Consider the following 15626-nt stretch of genomic DNA (forward strand, 5'->3'; position numbering starts at 1 on the left):
GCGGAGCCCTCCGGCGGATCTCGTCACAGCGCGCCGGCCGCCTGGAGCGTCTGGAGGACGGCCGGAGCGATGTGCTCGGCGAAGGCCGGCGTCAGGTGCACCCGGTCGTACTTCGTCGGCGTCGTCCCCGCGAAGGCCGGGCACACGCCGTCGACGCAGCTGAAGGGCAGCGATGAGATGAACCGCTCGCCCGCTGCCGCCGCGGCCGATTCCGAGGCGGTCGCGAAGTCGGTCCATGCGGTGTCCACCCCCACGGCGCAGTCCTGCGGGCTCGAGACCCGCGAGTAGCAGGATCCGAGCTCGGCGCCGAGCGGCGGCGGCGCGAGGAGCACGACCCGGCCGGGGACCTGGTACGCGGTCGTCTCGGCGAGCGTCGACGCGACCATCGCCGTCGCGTCCAAGGCGCGTCCGTCGGTCGAGCGGCCGTCGGCGAACGCGTTCGAGACGATCACGAGGTCGGGCTGGTCCGCGGCGATGCGCTCGGCGATGTCGTGCTTCCGGGTCGGGCAGTCGTCCATGACGCCTGCGCCGCTGTTCTGGACGAGGTCCTGCGTGAACCGGCACCCGTAGAGCCCCATCGTGGTGATCCGCAACGCTCCACCGCTCTGGTCGGCGATGGCTCGGAACGCCGGGGCGTAGGCGAGCGCCGTCGAGTCACCGACGAGGTACACGTGCTTCGGGGCACCGGCGTCGCCCCAGGTGCAGGATCCAGCGTCGGGCGTCGCGCCGATGTCGAAGCACGCCCGCGCCGGATTCGTGCTCGAGGTCGCGCTGATCGCGTCGTCGAGGCTCGGTGAGAGGTCGTCCGGCCAGCTCGTCGCCTCGGTCGCGAGCTGCAGCTCCCCCGCGATGCTCTGCAACGGATCCCCCACCGGTGCAGCCACGGCCGCCGGCCCTCCGGCGGCCACCGGCATGCGCAGTGCGGGCCCGAGCACGATGACGGCCAGTCCAGCGACGATCACCAGACCGACGGCCGAGTACAGGAACTGCTGACCGAACCGGTCCCGCCACGCGGTCCAGGCGGCCGCTCGCCGCTCGGCGTCGCCGCGGAACGTGCCGACGAGCGGCATCCGATGCAAGGGCTGCTCCACGAGCAGGAAGGACAGGACGGAGATGCAGCCGATGAGCGCGAGCATCCCGGGGACCGTGCTCAGGGCGGTGCCGGACACGAGCATCGGGACGAACACGAGGATCGGCAGGTGCCAGAGGTAGACGGAGTACGAGATGGCCCCGAGACCGCGGCTCAGCGGGTTGGCGAGGGGGAACATCCATCGGGAGTAGGCCGGCCCGGCTCCGGTCCCGGCGGCGATCAGCAGCAGCGCCGACGCGACGGGGGCGAGCGCCCAGGGCCCGGGGAAGCCGATCGACCCGGTGATCAGCAGGGCGGACGCGACGACGCCCGCGAGCCCGGCCCACCCGGCGACCACGCGGACCGCCATCGGGATGCGCGCGAGCAGCGGGGCGCAGACCGCCAGGAGCGCGCCCGCCGCGAGCTCCCAGACTCGTGCACCGGTCGCGAAGTAGGCGGCCTGCGGTGCCGCCGCGGACTGCCAGACGGCGAAGGCGAACGACGCCGAGACGATCAGGACGAGGACGATCCCGACGACGAGGCGTGAGCGGAGCACCGGCCGGGCGCCCTTGGCCGCGACGGCCAGGAGGATGAGGAGGAGCAGCGGCCAGACGAGGTAGAACTGTTCCTCGATCGAGAGCGACCAGAAGTGCTGCAGCGGTGACGCCGCGTCCGTGGCGTGGAAGTAGTCGGTCCCCGACGCCTCGAACCGCCAGTTGGACACGAGCAGGGCGGCCGACACCGCGTCCCACCAGGTCGACATCGCCCGGGGCGTGTTGAACAGCCACGACGCCAAGGCGGCGGTCGCAGCGAGGACCACGAGCGCTGCCGGCAGGATCCGTTTGATGCGCCGACCGAAGAAGGCCGGCAGCGAGATGCGCCCGGACCGCTCGTGCTCACGGAGCAGCAGGCCGGTGATCAAGAACCCCGAGATCACGAAGAAGACGTCGACACCGATGAACCCACCGGTCGGCCACCCGGTCGCGTGCGCGAGCACCACGGCGGTCACCGCGAGGGCCCGCATGCCCTGGATGTCGGCGCGGAACGCCGCCGTCGGTCTGGTGGGCGTGGTGCCCGTGTCGCTCGTCGATGTCACCTGTCGTCGTCCCCCGGCTGCGGCCGCTCGTCGACGCGCATGGGAGAGCTTGCCGTATGCGAGAACCACTCGCAAACCGTCGCCACGGCGCGGCGGGGAGCGATCAGGGGAGCGCTCTCAGCCGAGCTGTATGCGGAGCGCGACCAGGTCGGGTTTGCCGCTCGCCAGGAGGGGCAGCTCGTCGACACGTACCAGCCGCGCTGGACGTGCCGGGCGCCCGACCGCCTCGGCCACCGTGCTCCTGGCTGCCTCGAGGAGCGCGTCGTCCGTCCGTCCCTCGACGGCGGTGTCGCGCTCGGCGACGATCACCGAGGCCTGACCGAACCGCTCGTCGGGGATGCCGACGAGGACCGCCTCAGCGAGGCCGGGCACCGACCGCACGGCCGCCTGCACGCGGTCGAGGGAGATGTTGACGCCGCCGCTGATGATGACGTTGTCCGCGCGACCGGTCACCCGCACGACGCCGTCCGCGAGCTCGGCCGTGTCCCCGGTGCGGTACCACCGGCGCCCGCCCTCGTGTGGGAACGCGGCGGCCGTGCGGTCGGGCTCGCCGAGGTATCCCTCTGCGAGCACCGGCCCGGCGAGGAGGAGTTCGCCGTTCGACAGGCGCGCCTCGACGCCGGGGAACGGCACCCCGTCGTAGAGGCAGCCGCCGGCGGTCTCGCTGGAGCCGTAGCTCCGCACGACGCGCAGGCCGAGCGACGCCGATCGCTCGAGCAGCGGTCGCGGAGTGGCCTGGCCGCCGACGAGGAGCCCAGCGAGGCCACGGAGGGTGTCGCGCATCGAGGCGCTCTGTTCCGCCGCCTCGACGAGGAGCCGCAGCTGTGCCGGGACGAGCGCGGCGAAGCCGGCGTCGGCTGCGATCGCCTCGACGTGCCGCGAGAACACGTGGGCGTCGAACGATCCGGCCGGCAGCTCGATCGGTGTGGTCCCGGCGACGACGGACCGGAGCAGCACGTTCACGCCGGCGATGTAGTGCACGGGCAGCGCGAGGATCCACTGGGAGGACCGTCGGTCGGCGTCGGCTCCACCGAGCGCGACCGCGGAGCCTCTCGCGCTCGCGAGCAGGGCGTCCGCCGTGAGCGCCACCCGCTTCGGGACACCGGTCGACCCCGAGGTCTCGATGACGAGCGCGACCCGGTCGTCGACCGAGACCGGTGCGGCGGTGGGCGGCGGCGCGACGTCCCCGGTCTGCACCGGGAGGACCGCCGGTCCGGAACCGTCGAGCGCGGCTTCCAGCGCCGAGGACATCGCCGACGCGGTCGCCTCGACGGGGTGCAGCGGACGGGTCATGCCCTCAGCGTACGCCGGGTGCCGCGTCGCGCGACCGACTCAGAACTGCCAGGGGAACGGCGCCCAGTCAGGGCTGCGCTTCTCCAGGAACGCGTCCCGCCCCTCGACCGCCTCGTCGGTGCCGTAGGCGAGCCGGGTGGCCTCCCCGGCGAAGACCTGCTGGCCGACGAGCCCGTCGTCGACGGCGTTGAACGCGAACTTCAGCATGCGGATCGCCGTCGGCGACTTGCCGAGGATGGTCCGTGCCCAGGCGACGCCCGTCTGCTCGAGCTCGGCGTGCGGGACCACGGCGTTGATCGCACCGGCCTGCAGCGCCCGCTCCGCGTCGTACTCCTGCGCGAGGAAGAACACCTCGCGCGCGAACTTCTGCCCGACCTGGCGGGCGAAGTAGGCGCTGCCGTACCCGGCGTCGAAGGAGCCGACGTCGGCGTCGGTCTGCTTGAAGCGCGCGTGCTCGCGGCTCGCGATCGACAGGTCGCACACGACGCCGAGCGAGTGCCCGCCGCCCGCCGACCAGCCTGGCACGAGGTTGATGACGACCTTCGGCATGAACCGGATGAGTCGCTGGACCTCGAGGATGTGGAGTCGGCCGTTGCGTGCGGCGTCGATGCCGCTCGCCGTCTCGTCGTCGGCGGCGTCGTCGCTCGCGTAGCGGTACCCGTCGCGGCCTCGGATGCGCTGGTCGCCGCCCGAGCAGAACGCCCAGCCGCCGTCCTTCGCGCTCGGCCCGTTGCCGGTGAGCAGCACGACCCCGACGGTCGGGCTCTGCCGGGCGTGGTCGAGCGCGCGGTACAACTCGTCGACGGTGTGCGGGCGGAAGGCGTTCCGCACCTCGGGACGGTCGAAGGCGATGCGGACGAAGCCGCCTTCCCGCGCGACGTGGTACGTCAGATCGGTGAGGTCCTCGAACCCCGGCACGACGTCCCAGATCTCCGGGTCGAACAGTTCGGACACACGATCGCTCATGCGTCCAGCCTAGGCACTACTTCGGCTTGTCGAGGTCCGCATACGGTTCGAGGGCCGCGAGGAAGTCGGCGCGGTCGGCCTCCTTGAGGAGCGCGTAGGCGTCGAGGTGCAGCTCGATCCCCTCGAGGGCCATGCCGGAGGTGACGTCGAACTGGCGATCCTTCTCGACCGTCCCCGCGCTGTCGAGGGTGAGGTCGACGATGCTCGCGCTGAAGCTCCCAGCGCTCGTGATGGCGCCGTAGGTGTGGAGGTCCCAGAGCGCCTGGGTGTCGAGCGTCTCGCCGCCGTACTGCTCCGTCAGTTCGCCGGGTTCGCGCCACGACGACGGCGCGTTCTGGAGGTAGAGGTTCGCGATGCCCGAGCGCAACAGGACCCCGCGGATGATCTCGACGACCCGGGACTTCTCGTCGAAGGTGCGGACGGTCGTGGTCGTCTGCCACACCGGCGCCGCGTACTCGTAGAGCATCGAATCGCCGCCGTAGCCGTTGTGGTCGAGCTCGCTCTCGGCCGGCTGTCGCTCCACCCACTCGAAGCCGAACTCGGCGGTGAGGGCGGTCCGGATGTCGGCGAGGATCGTCTCTGAGCGGTCGACGAACGCCTCGTAGCTCGGTCCGTCGAGGGTCTCCTTGGCGTCCACGTAGGCGGAGCCGGGATAGGTGTCCCAGATGGGGTCGTGGTCCTCCTCGCGTGCTCCACCGGCAGCGGACTGGTCGCCCGACCGGTCGAACACGAGACCGCCGACCGTCATCGCCGTGACCGGGTTCACGACGAGGAGCAGGACGAGCGCCAGGACGCCCAGTCGTCGCGCCCTCCGCCGGATCACGACGATGCTCGCGAACACCAGCACGAGCTGGACGAGACCGACGACGACGAGTGCCGCGACGACCGCCCAAGCGCCCTCGCCCGGTCGGTACACGACGGCGAGCAGAGCGGCGAGGAGCGTGACGGCGACGACCGCCAGCAGCAACATCGGTGGAGAGAAGGCCGAGCCTCCCGTTCGTGTCGGCCGCGACGCACTCGCGCCGGGCGCCGTCACGTCACTCCGGCCCGGAGCCGCCTCCTCGGCCTCGACGGCCTTCGGAACGACGACGGCTGCCTTCGAGCGCGCGGCCTTCGACCGAGCGGCCCTCCGAGCGCGGCGAGCCGAGGGGCTCGCGCGCTTCTGCCGCCCGGGCGAACCCGGACGTCGGAAGCGGGCGGTCGCCGCCTCGAGGTCCTCCCCCGTCGGTTCGGACGCGGATCCCGGCTCGACGGCGGGCGGGCTCGTCAGCGGTGGGGCCGGCGAGCCGTCGGGGACCGGCGGGGCGTTCGGGTCGCGCGGCCCGGACGCCTCGGCGTCGACCTCGACCGGTCCATCGGACACCTCGACGGGCTCGGGCTCGGCGACGGCTTCGAAGATCGGCTCCGGCACGCTGAACGTCCCCGGCTCGTCCGCGGGCACACCACGGCCACCACCGGGCGTCGGCTTGCGTCGGGAGAACAGCGGCACGCGTCCGATTGTGTCACGACCGTCCACCGGCTCCCCCAGGGGCCGCGCATCGGAGGGTGCAGGATAGGGGCATGCTCGCCACCATCGACGATGTCCTCGCCACAGCCCGCGTGGTCTCGATCCCGCTGCGCGTCCGCTTCCGCGGCATCGACACCCGCGAAGCCGTCCTGTTCCGCGGGCCGGAGGGATGGACGGAGTTCTCCCCCTTCGTCGAGTACGACGACGACGAGGCCACCGCCTGGCTTCGAGCCGCCATCGACTTCGGCTGGTCGGCGTCGCCGCCGCTCAACCGGGACCGCATCCGCGTCAACGCCACCGTCCCCGCCGTCGGCGCTGACGACGTCGCGGCGATCCTGTCCCGCTTCCCCGGTTGCCGGACCGCGAAGGTGAAGGTGGCCGAACGCGGCCAGGTCCTCGCCGACGACGTCGCGCGCGTCGCGGCCGTCCGGAAGGCCATCGGACCGGAGGGTCGGCTGCGGGTGGACGCCAACACGAACTGGAACGTCGACGAGGCCGAGCACGCGATCCGTGCCCTCGAACCGTTCGACCTCGAGTACGTCGAACAGCCCTGCGCGACCGTCGCCGAGCTCGCCGAGATCCGCGAGCGCGTCTCCTCGCTGGACGTCCCCATCGCGGCCGACGAGAGCGTGCGGAAAGCGGAGGACCCCTTGGCCGTCGCGCGGGCCGGAGCCGCCGACCTGCTCGTCGTGAAGGCCCAGCCGCTCGGAGGCGTCCACGCGGCACTCCGCATCGCCGGGGAGGCAGGGCTCCCGATCGTCGTGTCCAGCGCGCTCGACACGTCCGTCGGGATCTCGATGGGCGCCCACCTCGCAGCCGCACTGCCCGAGCTCGACTACGACTGCGGGCTCGCGACCACCGCGCTGCTCGGCGGCGATGTGACGACCAGCCCGCTCGACCCGGTGGACGGCGGCATCGCGGTGCGACGCGTCGAGGTGGACGTCGACCTCCTCGACCACTTCACTGCGTCACCGGAACGCACCGCCTGGTGGCTCGACCGCCTGCGACGCACGCACGCACTGCTGGGCTGACGCCCGCCCTTCGACAAGCTCAGGGACCGGTGGACGGAATCAGGGACCGGTGGAGGGAATCAGGAACCGGTCAAGGGTGAATCCGACGACCGGTTCCGCTTACAGGCCGCTGTAGGCGTGCAGGCCCTTGAAGAAGACGTTGACCACGACGAAGTTGAACATCACGGCGCTGAAGCCGATGATCGCGAGCGTCGCCGCCCGGGAGCCGCGCCAACCGCGGGTCGCCCTGGCGTGGATGTACCCGGCGAAGATCACCCAGATGATGAAGGTCCACACCTCTTTGGTGTCCCAACCCCAGTACCGGCCCCAGGCCCGCTCGGCCCAGATGGCGCCCGCCATGAGGGTGAAGGTCCAGAAGATGAACCCGATGATGTTCACGCGGTAGGCGAGGTTCTCGAGGCGTTCCGCGTTCGGCAGGGTGAGCAGGAAGCGGAGGGGGCCTGAGCTCTGCGCGGGCTGCACGAGCCCCAGTCGGCGTTCACGGCGTCCCTGCAGGAGCTGCACGACACTCAGCGCGAACCCGATCGCGAAGAAGGCCGTGCCGAGGCTCGCGACGAAGACGTGGATGACCAACCAGGCCGACTGCAGCGCCGGTGGCAGCGGGACGACCTCGACGTAGAAGTTGGCTGTCGCGAGGCCCAACAGGACCGTGACGAGACCGATGACGAAGCTGCCGAGGAAGCGGAGGTCGACGCGCGTGATGACGACGAGGAACACGGCGACGATGAGCAGCGTGCCCGTCATCGCGAACTCGTACATGTTCGCCCACGGGACACGACCGGCGGCGATTCCTCGCGTGACGTCGGCGACGAGATGGAGCAGGAAGGCGATGACGGTCAGCGAGACGCCGACCCGGAGGCTCGGCGACTTGCGCGACGCCTGCTGCTCGGGCTCGTCCGCCGGGCGGCGGGACTTGCGGACGACGCCGTCGCTCGTGCTGATCGGGGCGACCGAGCCGCCGCTCGCGTTGGCGAGGGCGCCGACGCGCTCATGGGCGGCGGCGGCCTGCTCGACGTGCTCGCGTTCAGCGGCGTCGATCGCCGCGGTGACCTCGGCGCTTCGGCGCGCAAGGTCGAACGTGAAGGCGATGAACGCCAGCGCGTAGACGGCGACAGCCGACCAGAGGCAGAGGTTCGAGATTTCGACGAGGGTCACGGGGCGATTCTACCTTCGGGTTCGGACGGGACAGGCGTTGGGCTGTGGGCTTCCGCGATCGCTTCGACGGCGGCCTCGAGGCCGGGGTCCTCGCCACGGGCGAGGCCGGCGTATTCGAGCGAGACCGTGCCGTCGGCGCCGGCCACGGCCTTGACCCACACGCGGCGCCTGGCGACGAACAGCGAGGTGATCAGGCCGGACAACGCGAGGATGGCGAACGCGAGGACCCACAGCTGGGTCGGATCGTGGTGGACGTCGAACGAGGCGAACCGCTTGACCGAGCCGGCGTAGTTCTCCGTCGACGGGTTGGCGGCCACGTTGTCGAAGGACACCGTCCCGAGCCCGTTCGGCAGATCGGTGATCTGACCGGGCGAGAGCTCGATGGATTCGACCCCGGTGTCGCCACCGGTGAGCTGCTTCATGTCGTCGACGTCCAGCGCGTAGACCGACTTCGGGGCGCCGGCGTTGATACCGAGGTCGCCGGAGTAGACGTTGAGCGTCAGCACCGGGTACGCGAGGTCCGGGTAGGACGAGAAGAACGGCGGCTTGGAAGCGGCCTGCGTCGGGTAGAAGAAGCCGATCATGCCGAGCTGCTCGGCCAGCCCGTCCGGGATCTTGACGATGCCGAGCGAGGTGAGCTGCGCGTCCTGCGGGAGGAAGGGGATGGAGTCGCTGAAGACGACCTTGCCCTCGGGGTCGCGGACGGTGATCGTCGGCGCGTAGCCGTTGCCGAGGAGGTAGACGTCGGTGCCCTCGAACCGCAGCGGGTCATTGACCTTGATCGTCGCGTCCTGCGGCTTCCCGCCGGGCGAGGTCGCGGTGACCTTGGCACGGTAGTCGATCGCCTGACCGTAGGCGTCGAGGTTCTCGGTCTCGTAGGTGACGCCGAACTCGTCGAGCGTCAGCTTGTACGGCGCGAGTTCCGACTCGTTGAAGAAGCGGCCCGGGTTGAACGAGTCGTAGTCGAGCAGGGTGTTGACGAAGGTCTGCCCCTCGACGAGCACGCGCTGCCCGGAGAACCCGAAGCCGCCACCGAAGCCGACCGTGACGAGGATGCCGACGAGCGCCGAGTGGAAGACGAGGTTGCCGGTCTCACGGAGGAAACCGCGCTCGGCCGACACCGACGCCGAGCCCTCGGCGTCGTAGCGTTCGACCCGGTAGCCCTGGCGCTTCAGCTGCTTCGTCGCGTCGTCGATGAGCTCGGTGGGGGTCGCCCCGCTGTCGTCACTGCGGCGCTCGAAGGCGGAGAGGCGGGACAGGCGCGCCGGGGTGCGGGGCGGGCGGGACCGGAGTGCCTGCCAGTGGTGCTTCGTCCGCGGGATCACGCAGCCGATGAGCGAGATGAACAGCAGGAGGTAGATCGCGGAGAACCACGCCGAGCTGTAGACGTCGAAGGCCTGGACCTTGTCGAGGATCGGTGCGAGGTCCGGGTTGTCGGTGAAGTACTGCGTGACCCCGTTCGGGTCGCTCGACCGCTGCGGCACGAGTGAGCCGGGCACCGCGGCGATCGCGAGGAGGAGGAGCAGGAAGAGCGCCGTGCGCATGCTCGTGAGCTGGCGCCAGAAGAACCGGAGCCACCCGACGAAGCCGAGCTTCGGCTGGTTCACGCCGTCGGCCGGAGCCGGGGCGACGGAATCGATGTGATCAGAGGGGCGTGACAAGGCCGCTCATCACCCCCTGCAACGAGTACATCCATGCGGACCAGAGACCAGAGACCATCAACACGCCGATCACGATGAGGAGCACGCCGCCGACGATGTTGATCGTACGGATGTGCCGTTTGAGGAACGCCAACGACCCCGTGACCCAACCGAGTCCGAGCGCGACGAGGAGGAAGGGGATGCCGAGACCGAGGCAGTAGAACAGCCCGAGGAGGGCGCCTCGCCAGGCGGAGCCGCCGGAGAGCGAGAGGGCGCTGATCGCGGTGAGCGTCGGGCCGAGGCAGGGGGTCCACCCGATGGCGAAGACGAAGCCGAGGAGGGGCGCACCCGCGATGCCTGTCGCCGGCGCCCAACTCGTGCGGACCGTGCGCTGGAGCCGGGAGAACTGCCCGATGAAGATGAGCCCCATGAGGATCACGACCGCACCGAGGACGCGGGTGATCACGCCCTCCCATTCGACGACCCACGCGCCGACGGTGCCGACGAACGCGGCGATCGCCACGAACACGACGGTGAATCCGAGGATGAAGAGGCTGACCCCGAGCAGGACGCGTCGTCGGCCGGCCGCCGACCGGCCCTCCTCGACCGTCGTCATGCCGCCGACGTACCCGAGGTAGCCGGGCACGAGTGGCAGCACGCACGGGGAGAGGAACGACAGCAGACCGGCCGCGATGGCGATCGGGATCGCCACGAGGAGCTGGCCGCCGTAGACGAGCTCGCCCGGGCTCACTCTGCGGAGCTCTCGGCGATCGTGTCTCGGATGAGGGTGTCGAGGATGGTGCGGTCCTGCAGCTGCCCGAGGATGCGCGCGGCGACCCGCCCCTCGGCGTCGAGGACGATGGTGGTCGGCACCGCGTTCGGCGGGACGTTGCCGGTGAACGCGAGCTTCGCCTCGCCGCTGTCGACGTCGAGGATGGATGGGTAGGTGATGCCGAAGGTGCCGTTGAAGGCCTTCGCGGTGTCGGCCGTGTCGCGCACGTTGACGCCGATGAACGTCGCACCCTTGCCGGTGTAGTCGGCGTTCAGCGACTCGAGGTCCTTCGCCTCGGCACGGCACGGTGCGCAGGCGGCGTACCAGAAGTTCACGACGATGACCTGGCCGGCGTAGTCCGAGGAGGCGATCTGCTCGCCGTCCTCGCCGACACCCGAGAAGGTGATCGCCTCGCCGCGGTCGTCGACGGCGACCTCGGTCACGCTGCCGTCACCCGCGACGTAGCCCTTGCTGCTGCCCTCGCGGTACTGGTCCGCGAGCGGGTCGCTGCCGCAGGCCGTCAGCAGGAGTGCCCCGACCGCCAACACGGCGGCGACGGCGAACGTCCTCGATCTACGCACCATCAGACGGCCCCGACGTCGGTGGCGCCGGACGCGAGACGCGCTGCCGGGTCGACGTAGCCGACCTCCTGGAAGCCGTGCTCGGTGCGTTCGAAGGTGGTGATGCTCGACAGCGCGCACCGGCGTCGGCGCGGGTCGTGGCGGTACGGCGCACCCACCACGGAGCTGTGCATCATCCAGATCGGCAACTGGTGGCTGACGAGGACGACATCGCCCGAGGGCGTCGCCCGCCAGGCGTCCTCGATCGCGGCCGTCATGCGGTTCACGATCGACGCGTACGGCTCGCCCCAGCTCGGCCGGGACGGGTTGCGGAGCTTGGACCAGTTGAGCGGGTTCTTGAGCGCACGGCTCATCCGCTTGCCCTCGAACTCGTTGAACGGCTCGATGACCCGGGGCTCGGCGACGATCGTGAGGTCGAAGGCGGCGGCGACCGGGGCGGCCGACTCCTGGGTGCGCTGCAGCGGCGACGCGTACAGGGCGCCGATCGGGCGGTCGCGGCCCACGAGGTCGTCGGCAGCGGCCTGAGCCATGCGCTCGCCGAGCTCTGACAGCCGGAACGCGGGGAGTCGACCGTAGAGCACACGAGAAGGGTTGTGCACCTCGCCGTGACGCACGAGATGGATCTGGTCGGCTACCACCCTCCAAGTGTACGTTTCCCCAAGCTGCGGATTCACCGTGACCTCCGTCCGGATCCGAACGACGAGCGACGGCTAAGCTGTCGGGGTGAGTGAACGCGTCGTTGTGAAGAACCTGGCCGCCCTGTCCGACGGTCCCGTCACCGTCTCCGGATGGGTCGAGACCGTCCGCGACCAGAAGAAGGTGCAGTTCGTCGTCCTCCGGGACGAGAGCGGCGCCGTGCAACTGGTGAACCCGGCCGTCCGGGAGCTCGACCCCGAGGTCGAGGGTTCCGCGGAGCGCCTCGCCACCACGGAGGCCATCTCCGCCCTCGCGCACGGCTCCTTCATCACCGTCACCGGCGAGCTCAAGCACGACGAGCGGGTCAAGCTCGGTGGCATCGAGGTCAAGGTCGCCACCCTGGACGTCGTGACCGCGGCGAACCCCGAGACGCCGATCGCAGCGGACTCCTCGCTCGACAAGCGCCTCGACTGGCGCTTCCTCGACCTGCGCCAGCCGAAGCAGGCCCTCATCTTCCGCATCCAGACCACGTTCGAGCACGCGCTGCGTCAGTACTGGATCGACAACGACTTCATCGAGATCCACACCCCGAAGCTCATGGCGAGCGCGAGCGAGTCGCGCGCCGAGCTCTTCGAGGTCGACTACTTCGAGGGCAAGGCGTACCTCGCGCAGTCACCCCAGTTCTTCAAGCAGATGGCTCAGTCCGCCGGCTTCGGCAAGGTGTTCGAGGTCGGACCCGCGTTCCGCGCCGACCCCTCGTTCACGAGCCGTCACGCGACCGAGTTCACGAGCGTCGACGCCGAGATCAGCTGGATCGACTCGCACGAGGACGTCATGACGCTGCACGAGGAACTCCTCGTCGCCGGCTTCACGGCGGTCAAGGCCAAGCACGGCGAGCAGATCGCCGAACTCTTCGGCATCGAGCTCGAGGTCCCCTCCCGCCCGTTCCCGCGCATCCCGCTGGCCGAGGCCAAGCGCATCGTCGCCGAGCGCGGCTACGAGGTGCCGCGCGCCGACGACGACATGGACCCCGAGGGCGAGCGCCAGATCGCGGCCTACGTCAAGGAGACCTACGGCCACGAGTTCGTCTTCCTCACCGACTACGCCTCGAGCATCCGGCCGTTCTACCACATGCGCAACAGCGAAGACGGCTCGCTCACCAACAGCTACGACCTCATCTACAACGGCGTCGAGATCTCCACGGGTGCACAGCGCGAGCACCGCGTCGAGGTGCTCATCGAGCAGGCGAAGGAGAAGGGCCTCGAGCCCGAGGAGCTCGAGTTCTACCTCGACTTCTTCCGCTACGGCGTCCCGGCGCACGGCGGCTTCGGCATGGGCCTCGCGCGCGTGCTGATGCTCATGCTGCACGAGACCTCGATCCGCGAGGTGACCTACCTGTTCCGCGGCCCGACCCGCCTCGCCCCGTAGAGAGGACACCCATGAAGATCGTCATCCTCTACGGAACCGAGTCCGGCAACGCCGAACGGCTCGCCAACGACCTCGGCAAGGCCATCGGGTCGCAGCACGAGTGGCGCGTCGTCGACCTCGGCGACGTGTCCCCAGACGAACTCTCGGCCGACGAGATCCACATCTTCATCACCTCGACCTACGGCGACGGTCTGCTCGGTGAGACCGGCCAGATCTTCTACGAGGCGCTCGAGGAGTCGGGCACCGACCTCGACGGGATCCGCTACGCCATCTTCGGGCTCGGCGACAGCAGCTACGAGGACACCTACAACCAGGGCAGCTCCCTGCTCGACGCCCTGCTGACGGAGAACGGGGCCACCCGCTTCGGCGAGTTCGGGCTCCACGACGACGGTGGCTTCGAACGCAAGAAGGACGTCGCCCTCGCCTGGTTGCCCGGCGTGCTCGCGGCAGCCGAACAGCTCTGACCACAGCCGCAACGAGTCCGACGGTCCCGACCGTGGCTCGGACACCGTCGGCCGGGTAACCTCGATCATCTGATCGAGGGGTGCGATGTGATGGGTGCAGCGACCGACGCCGTCGTCCGACGCTTGCGCGACGCGGGCTGCGTGTTCGCCGAAGAGGAGGCGGCTCTCCTCCTCGCCGAGGCGAGTGACCCGCAGCAGCTCGAGGCGATGATCCGTGCCCGGGTCGACGGACGTCCGCTCGAACAGCTCCTCGGCTGGGTGGCGTTCCGCGGCCATCGGCTCGTCGTCGACGAGGGGGTCTTCGTGCCGCGTCAGCGGACGGGCCTCCTGGTGGAGCTCGCGTCGGCACGCCTGCACGAGGGCGCGACGGTGGTCGAACTCTGCTGCGGTGTCGCCCCGGTCGGCGCTGCGCTGCTCGCGGAGTGGCCGGGCCGCCTCAAGCTCTGGGCGTCGGACATCGACCCGGTCGCGGTACGGAGCGCCCGCCGCAACCTGGAGCCGCTCGGCGGGACCGTGGTGGTGGGCGACCTCTTCGGAGGCCTGCCGGACCACCTCCACGGGTCCATCGACGTCCTGGTCGCGAACGCCCCGTACGTGCCGAGCGCCTCGATCGCCCTGATGCCGAGGGAGGCTCGTGATCACGAGGCGGCGATCGCACTCGACGGCGGCGCGGACGGCCTCGACGTCCAGCGGCGACTCATCGCAGCATCGCCGGAGTGGCTCCCCGTCGGCGCCCACCTCGTCGTCGAGACCAGCACGCGTCAAGCGGAGCGGACGGCGGGACTCATGGAGTCGGCGGGCTACTCGGCCGTCATCCGGCGCGACGATGAACTCGACGGCACGGCCGTCGAGGGGGTCCGTCGCTGAGGGCTCAGGGGCGCGTGAGTTCGAAGTCGACGGCGGACCGCTCGACGACGAGCTGACGCACGATCTGCACCACGCGGACGTGCTCCGGGTGCACCTGGTATCGCTCCAGTGCCTCGAGGCTGGGGTAGTCGCCGACCAGGACGACGTCCCAGTTGCTCTCGGGGTACGCGATGTTGCGCCCGACCTGCAGGCTCTCGATGTCGTCCGGCATGACCGCGGCGAGGCCTTCCAGCTCGGCCTGCATCGTGGCGAAGGCGGCGTCGCGCTCGGTCTCGTCGGTGGCGGCCAGCTTCCAGCTGACGATGTGGCGGATGGTCACGGGGACTCCAATGGGTCGGGACGGTTGCGGCTGGGCCGACGACTCAGCCGGCGAGCAGGGCCGCCCGCAAGCGGTCGGGATCGATGCGCCAATAGTTGTGGACCTTGCCGTCGATGAGGACGACGGGGATCTCCTCCCAGTGGCGGTCGTGCAGGATCGGGTCGTCGAGGATCGACAGCTCCTCCCGCTCGATCGCCGGAGCGTCGGTGGGAAGGCCCGCGACCACCTCGTCGATCACGGCACGTGCATCGTCGCAGAGGTGACAACCGGGCTTGCCGATGAGCGTGAGATGCAGAGAGGACACACGTCCACTGTACGGGGTGGCCCACGGCCCGGCCGCGGTCCTTCCACGACATCTGTCGCTTTTTCGGCGGGTGTCTGCGACGATGCTCGGGTGCCACGCGAGGAGACGGACAGCGACGGAAGCACTGGCGTCGAAAGCATCGGTGCCAGACGCTCTGGCATCGGCCGGTCGAGGTCCGTTGTCATTGAGTGATGCCTGCACACTCTGAAGCCGCGACCATCCTCGGCGAGCGACTCCGCGCCGCCCGCAACGAGCGCCAGCTGACCCTCGAGGACCTGGGCGTGCTCGCCGGCATGCACTGGACGAACATCGGCAAGATCGAGCGCGGGCAGGTGCACCCGAGCGTCGAGACCCTCGTCCGCCTGAGCACCGCCCTCGACCTCGACCCGGCGCAGTTCGTCACCGGTCTGGACGCCGACATGTACCCGGGACGGACGCACAAGCTGACCGCGCGCGACCTGCTCGCGGCACGACGGGACCAGGAGCGCTGAGGACTCA

Annotated in this window: 16 protein-coding genes; 5 read left to right on the plus strand and 11 right to left on the minus strand. The window is 70.3% G+C overall.

Going from position 1 to position 15626, the window contains the following annotated elements; all coding sequences use genetic code 11:
* Window positions 1-23: 23 nt before the first annotated feature.
* The 4 genes from QRN27_RS13975 to QRN27_RS13990 are packed head-to-tail and all read right to left on the minus strand — an operon-like array spanning window position 24 to window position 5913.
* Window positions 24-2234 (minus strand): acyltransferase family protein, encoded by a 2211-nt coding sequence (locus tag QRN27_RS13975; protein ID WP_285042745.1) that lies wholly within the window; start codon window positions 2232-2234, stop codon window positions 24-26.
* Window positions 2235-2282: 48 nt separating this feature from the next.
* Window positions 2283-3458 (minus strand): AMP-binding protein, encoded by a 1176-nt coding sequence (locus QRN27_RS13980; RefSeq protein ID WP_285042746.1) that lies wholly within the window; start codon window positions 3456-3458, stop codon window positions 2283-2285.
* A gap of 39 nt (window positions 3459-3497) precedes the next feature.
* The gene (locus tag QRN27_RS13985; RefSeq protein WP_056013937.1) at window positions 3498-4424 is read right to left on the minus strand and encodes a 1,4-dihydroxy-2-naphthoyl-CoA synthase; all 927 of its coding nucleotides are present in this window, start codon (window positions 4422-4424) and stop codon (window positions 3498-3500) included.
* A 16-nt stretch (window positions 4425-4440) separates the two neighbouring features.
* Window positions 4441-5913: a hypothetical protein gene (locus QRN27_RS13990; RefSeq protein ID WP_285042747.1), complete on the minus strand. Its 1473-nt coding sequence runs from the start codon at window positions 5911-5913 to the stop codon at window positions 4441-4443.
* Window positions 5914-5984: 71 nt separating this feature from the next.
* Between QRN27_RS13990 and QRN27_RS13995 the strand changes: the two genes are divergently transcribed.
* Window positions 5985-6962, plus strand: a complete 978-nt coding sequence (locus tag QRN27_RS13995; RefSeq protein ID WP_285042748.1) for an o-succinylbenzoate synthase — start codon at window positions 5985-5987, stop codon at window positions 6960-6962.
* A gap of 99 nt (window positions 6963-7061) precedes the next feature.
* On the opposite strand, the gene ccsB is transcribed toward QRN27_RS13995, so the two are convergent.
* Genes ccsB through QRN27_RS14020 form a run of 5 tightly spaced genes read right to left on the minus strand, consistent with a single transcriptional unit; the run spans window position 7062 to window position 11748 of the window.
* Window positions 7062-8117, minus strand: a complete 1056-nt coding sequence (gene ccsB, locus QRN27_RS14000; protein ID WP_285042749.1) for a c-type cytochrome biogenesis protein CcsB — start codon at window positions 8115-8117, stop codon at window positions 7062-7064.
* Window positions 8114-9778, minus strand: coding sequence for a cytochrome c biogenesis protein ResB (gene resB, locus QRN27_RS14005; RefSeq protein ID WP_056013925.1), 1665 nt, complete (start codon window positions 9776-9778; stop codon window positions 8114-8116). Before resB ends, ccsB begins: the two co-directional genes overlap by 4 nt.
* Complete coding sequence (locus QRN27_RS14010; RefSeq protein WP_056013922.1) at window positions 9762-10508, minus strand: cytochrome c biogenesis CcdA family protein; 747 nt, start codon at window positions 10506-10508, stop codon at window positions 9762-9764. Before QRN27_RS14010 ends, resB begins: the two co-directional genes overlap by 17 nt.
* The gene (locus QRN27_RS14015) at window positions 10505-11113 is read right to left on the minus strand and encodes a TlpA family protein disulfide reductase (protein WP_285042750.1); all 609 of its coding nucleotides are present in this window, start codon (window positions 11111-11113) and stop codon (window positions 10505-10507) included. The genes QRN27_RS14010 and QRN27_RS14015 overlap by 4 nt, the downstream gene beginning before the upstream one ends.
* Complete coding sequence (locus tag QRN27_RS14020) at window positions 11113-11748, minus strand: histidine phosphatase family protein (RefSeq protein WP_285042751.1); 636 nt, start codon at window positions 11746-11748, stop codon at window positions 11113-11115. Before QRN27_RS14020 ends, QRN27_RS14015 begins: the two co-directional genes overlap by 1 nt.
* Window positions 11749-11833: 85 nt before the next feature.
* Here QRN27_RS14020 and aspS point away from each other — a divergent pair, with 85 nt between their 5' ends.
* The 3 genes from aspS (at window position 11834) to QRN27_RS14035 (ending at window position 14505) form a co-directional block, all read left to right on the plus strand.
* A complete protein-coding gene (gene aspS, locus QRN27_RS14025) occupies window positions 11834-13174 on the plus strand; it encodes an aspartate--tRNA(Asn) ligase (RefSeq protein ID WP_056013912.1) in 1341 nt (446 codons plus the stop codon).
* 11 nt (window positions 13175-13185) lie between these two features.
* Entirely contained in the window at window positions 13186-13638 is a 453-nt protein-coding gene (locus QRN27_RS14030; RefSeq protein WP_056013909.1) for a flavodoxin domain-containing protein, read from the plus strand.
* Between the two features lie 90 nt (window positions 13639-13728).
* On the plus strand, window positions 13729-14505 hold the full coding sequence (locus QRN27_RS14035) for a putative protein N(5)-glutamine methyltransferase (protein WP_285042752.1): 777 nt from the start codon (window positions 13729-13731) through the stop codon (window positions 14503-14505).
* Between the two features lie 4 nt (window positions 14506-14509).
* Here QRN27_RS14035 and QRN27_RS14040 read toward each other — a convergent pair whose 3' ends face one another.
* Together QRN27_RS14040 and QRN27_RS14045 are read right to left on the minus strand one after the other, a co-directional pair.
* Window positions 14510-14824, minus strand: coding sequence for a Dabb family protein (locus tag QRN27_RS14040; RefSeq protein ID WP_285042753.1), 315 nt, complete (start codon window positions 14822-14824; stop codon window positions 14510-14512).
* Between the two features lie 43 nt (window positions 14825-14867).
* Window positions 14868-15128: a glutaredoxin family protein gene (locus QRN27_RS14045; protein ID WP_285042754.1), complete on the minus strand. Its 261-nt coding sequence runs from the start codon at window positions 15126-15128 to the stop codon at window positions 14868-14870.
* 191 nt (window positions 15129-15319) lie between these two features.
* Here QRN27_RS14045 and QRN27_RS14050 point away from each other — a divergent pair, with 191 nt between their 5' ends.
* A complete protein-coding gene (locus QRN27_RS14050) occupies window positions 15320-15619 on the plus strand; it encodes a helix-turn-helix domain-containing protein (protein ID WP_056013896.1) in 300 nt (99 codons plus the stop codon).
* Window positions 15620-15626: the final 7 nt, after the last annotated feature.

The sequence above is a fragment of the Plantibacter sp. LMC-P-059a genome (genome assembly GCF_030209505.1).
Classification (GTDB): domain Bacteria; phylum Actinomycetota; class Actinomycetes; order Actinomycetales; family Microbacteriaceae; genus Plantibacter.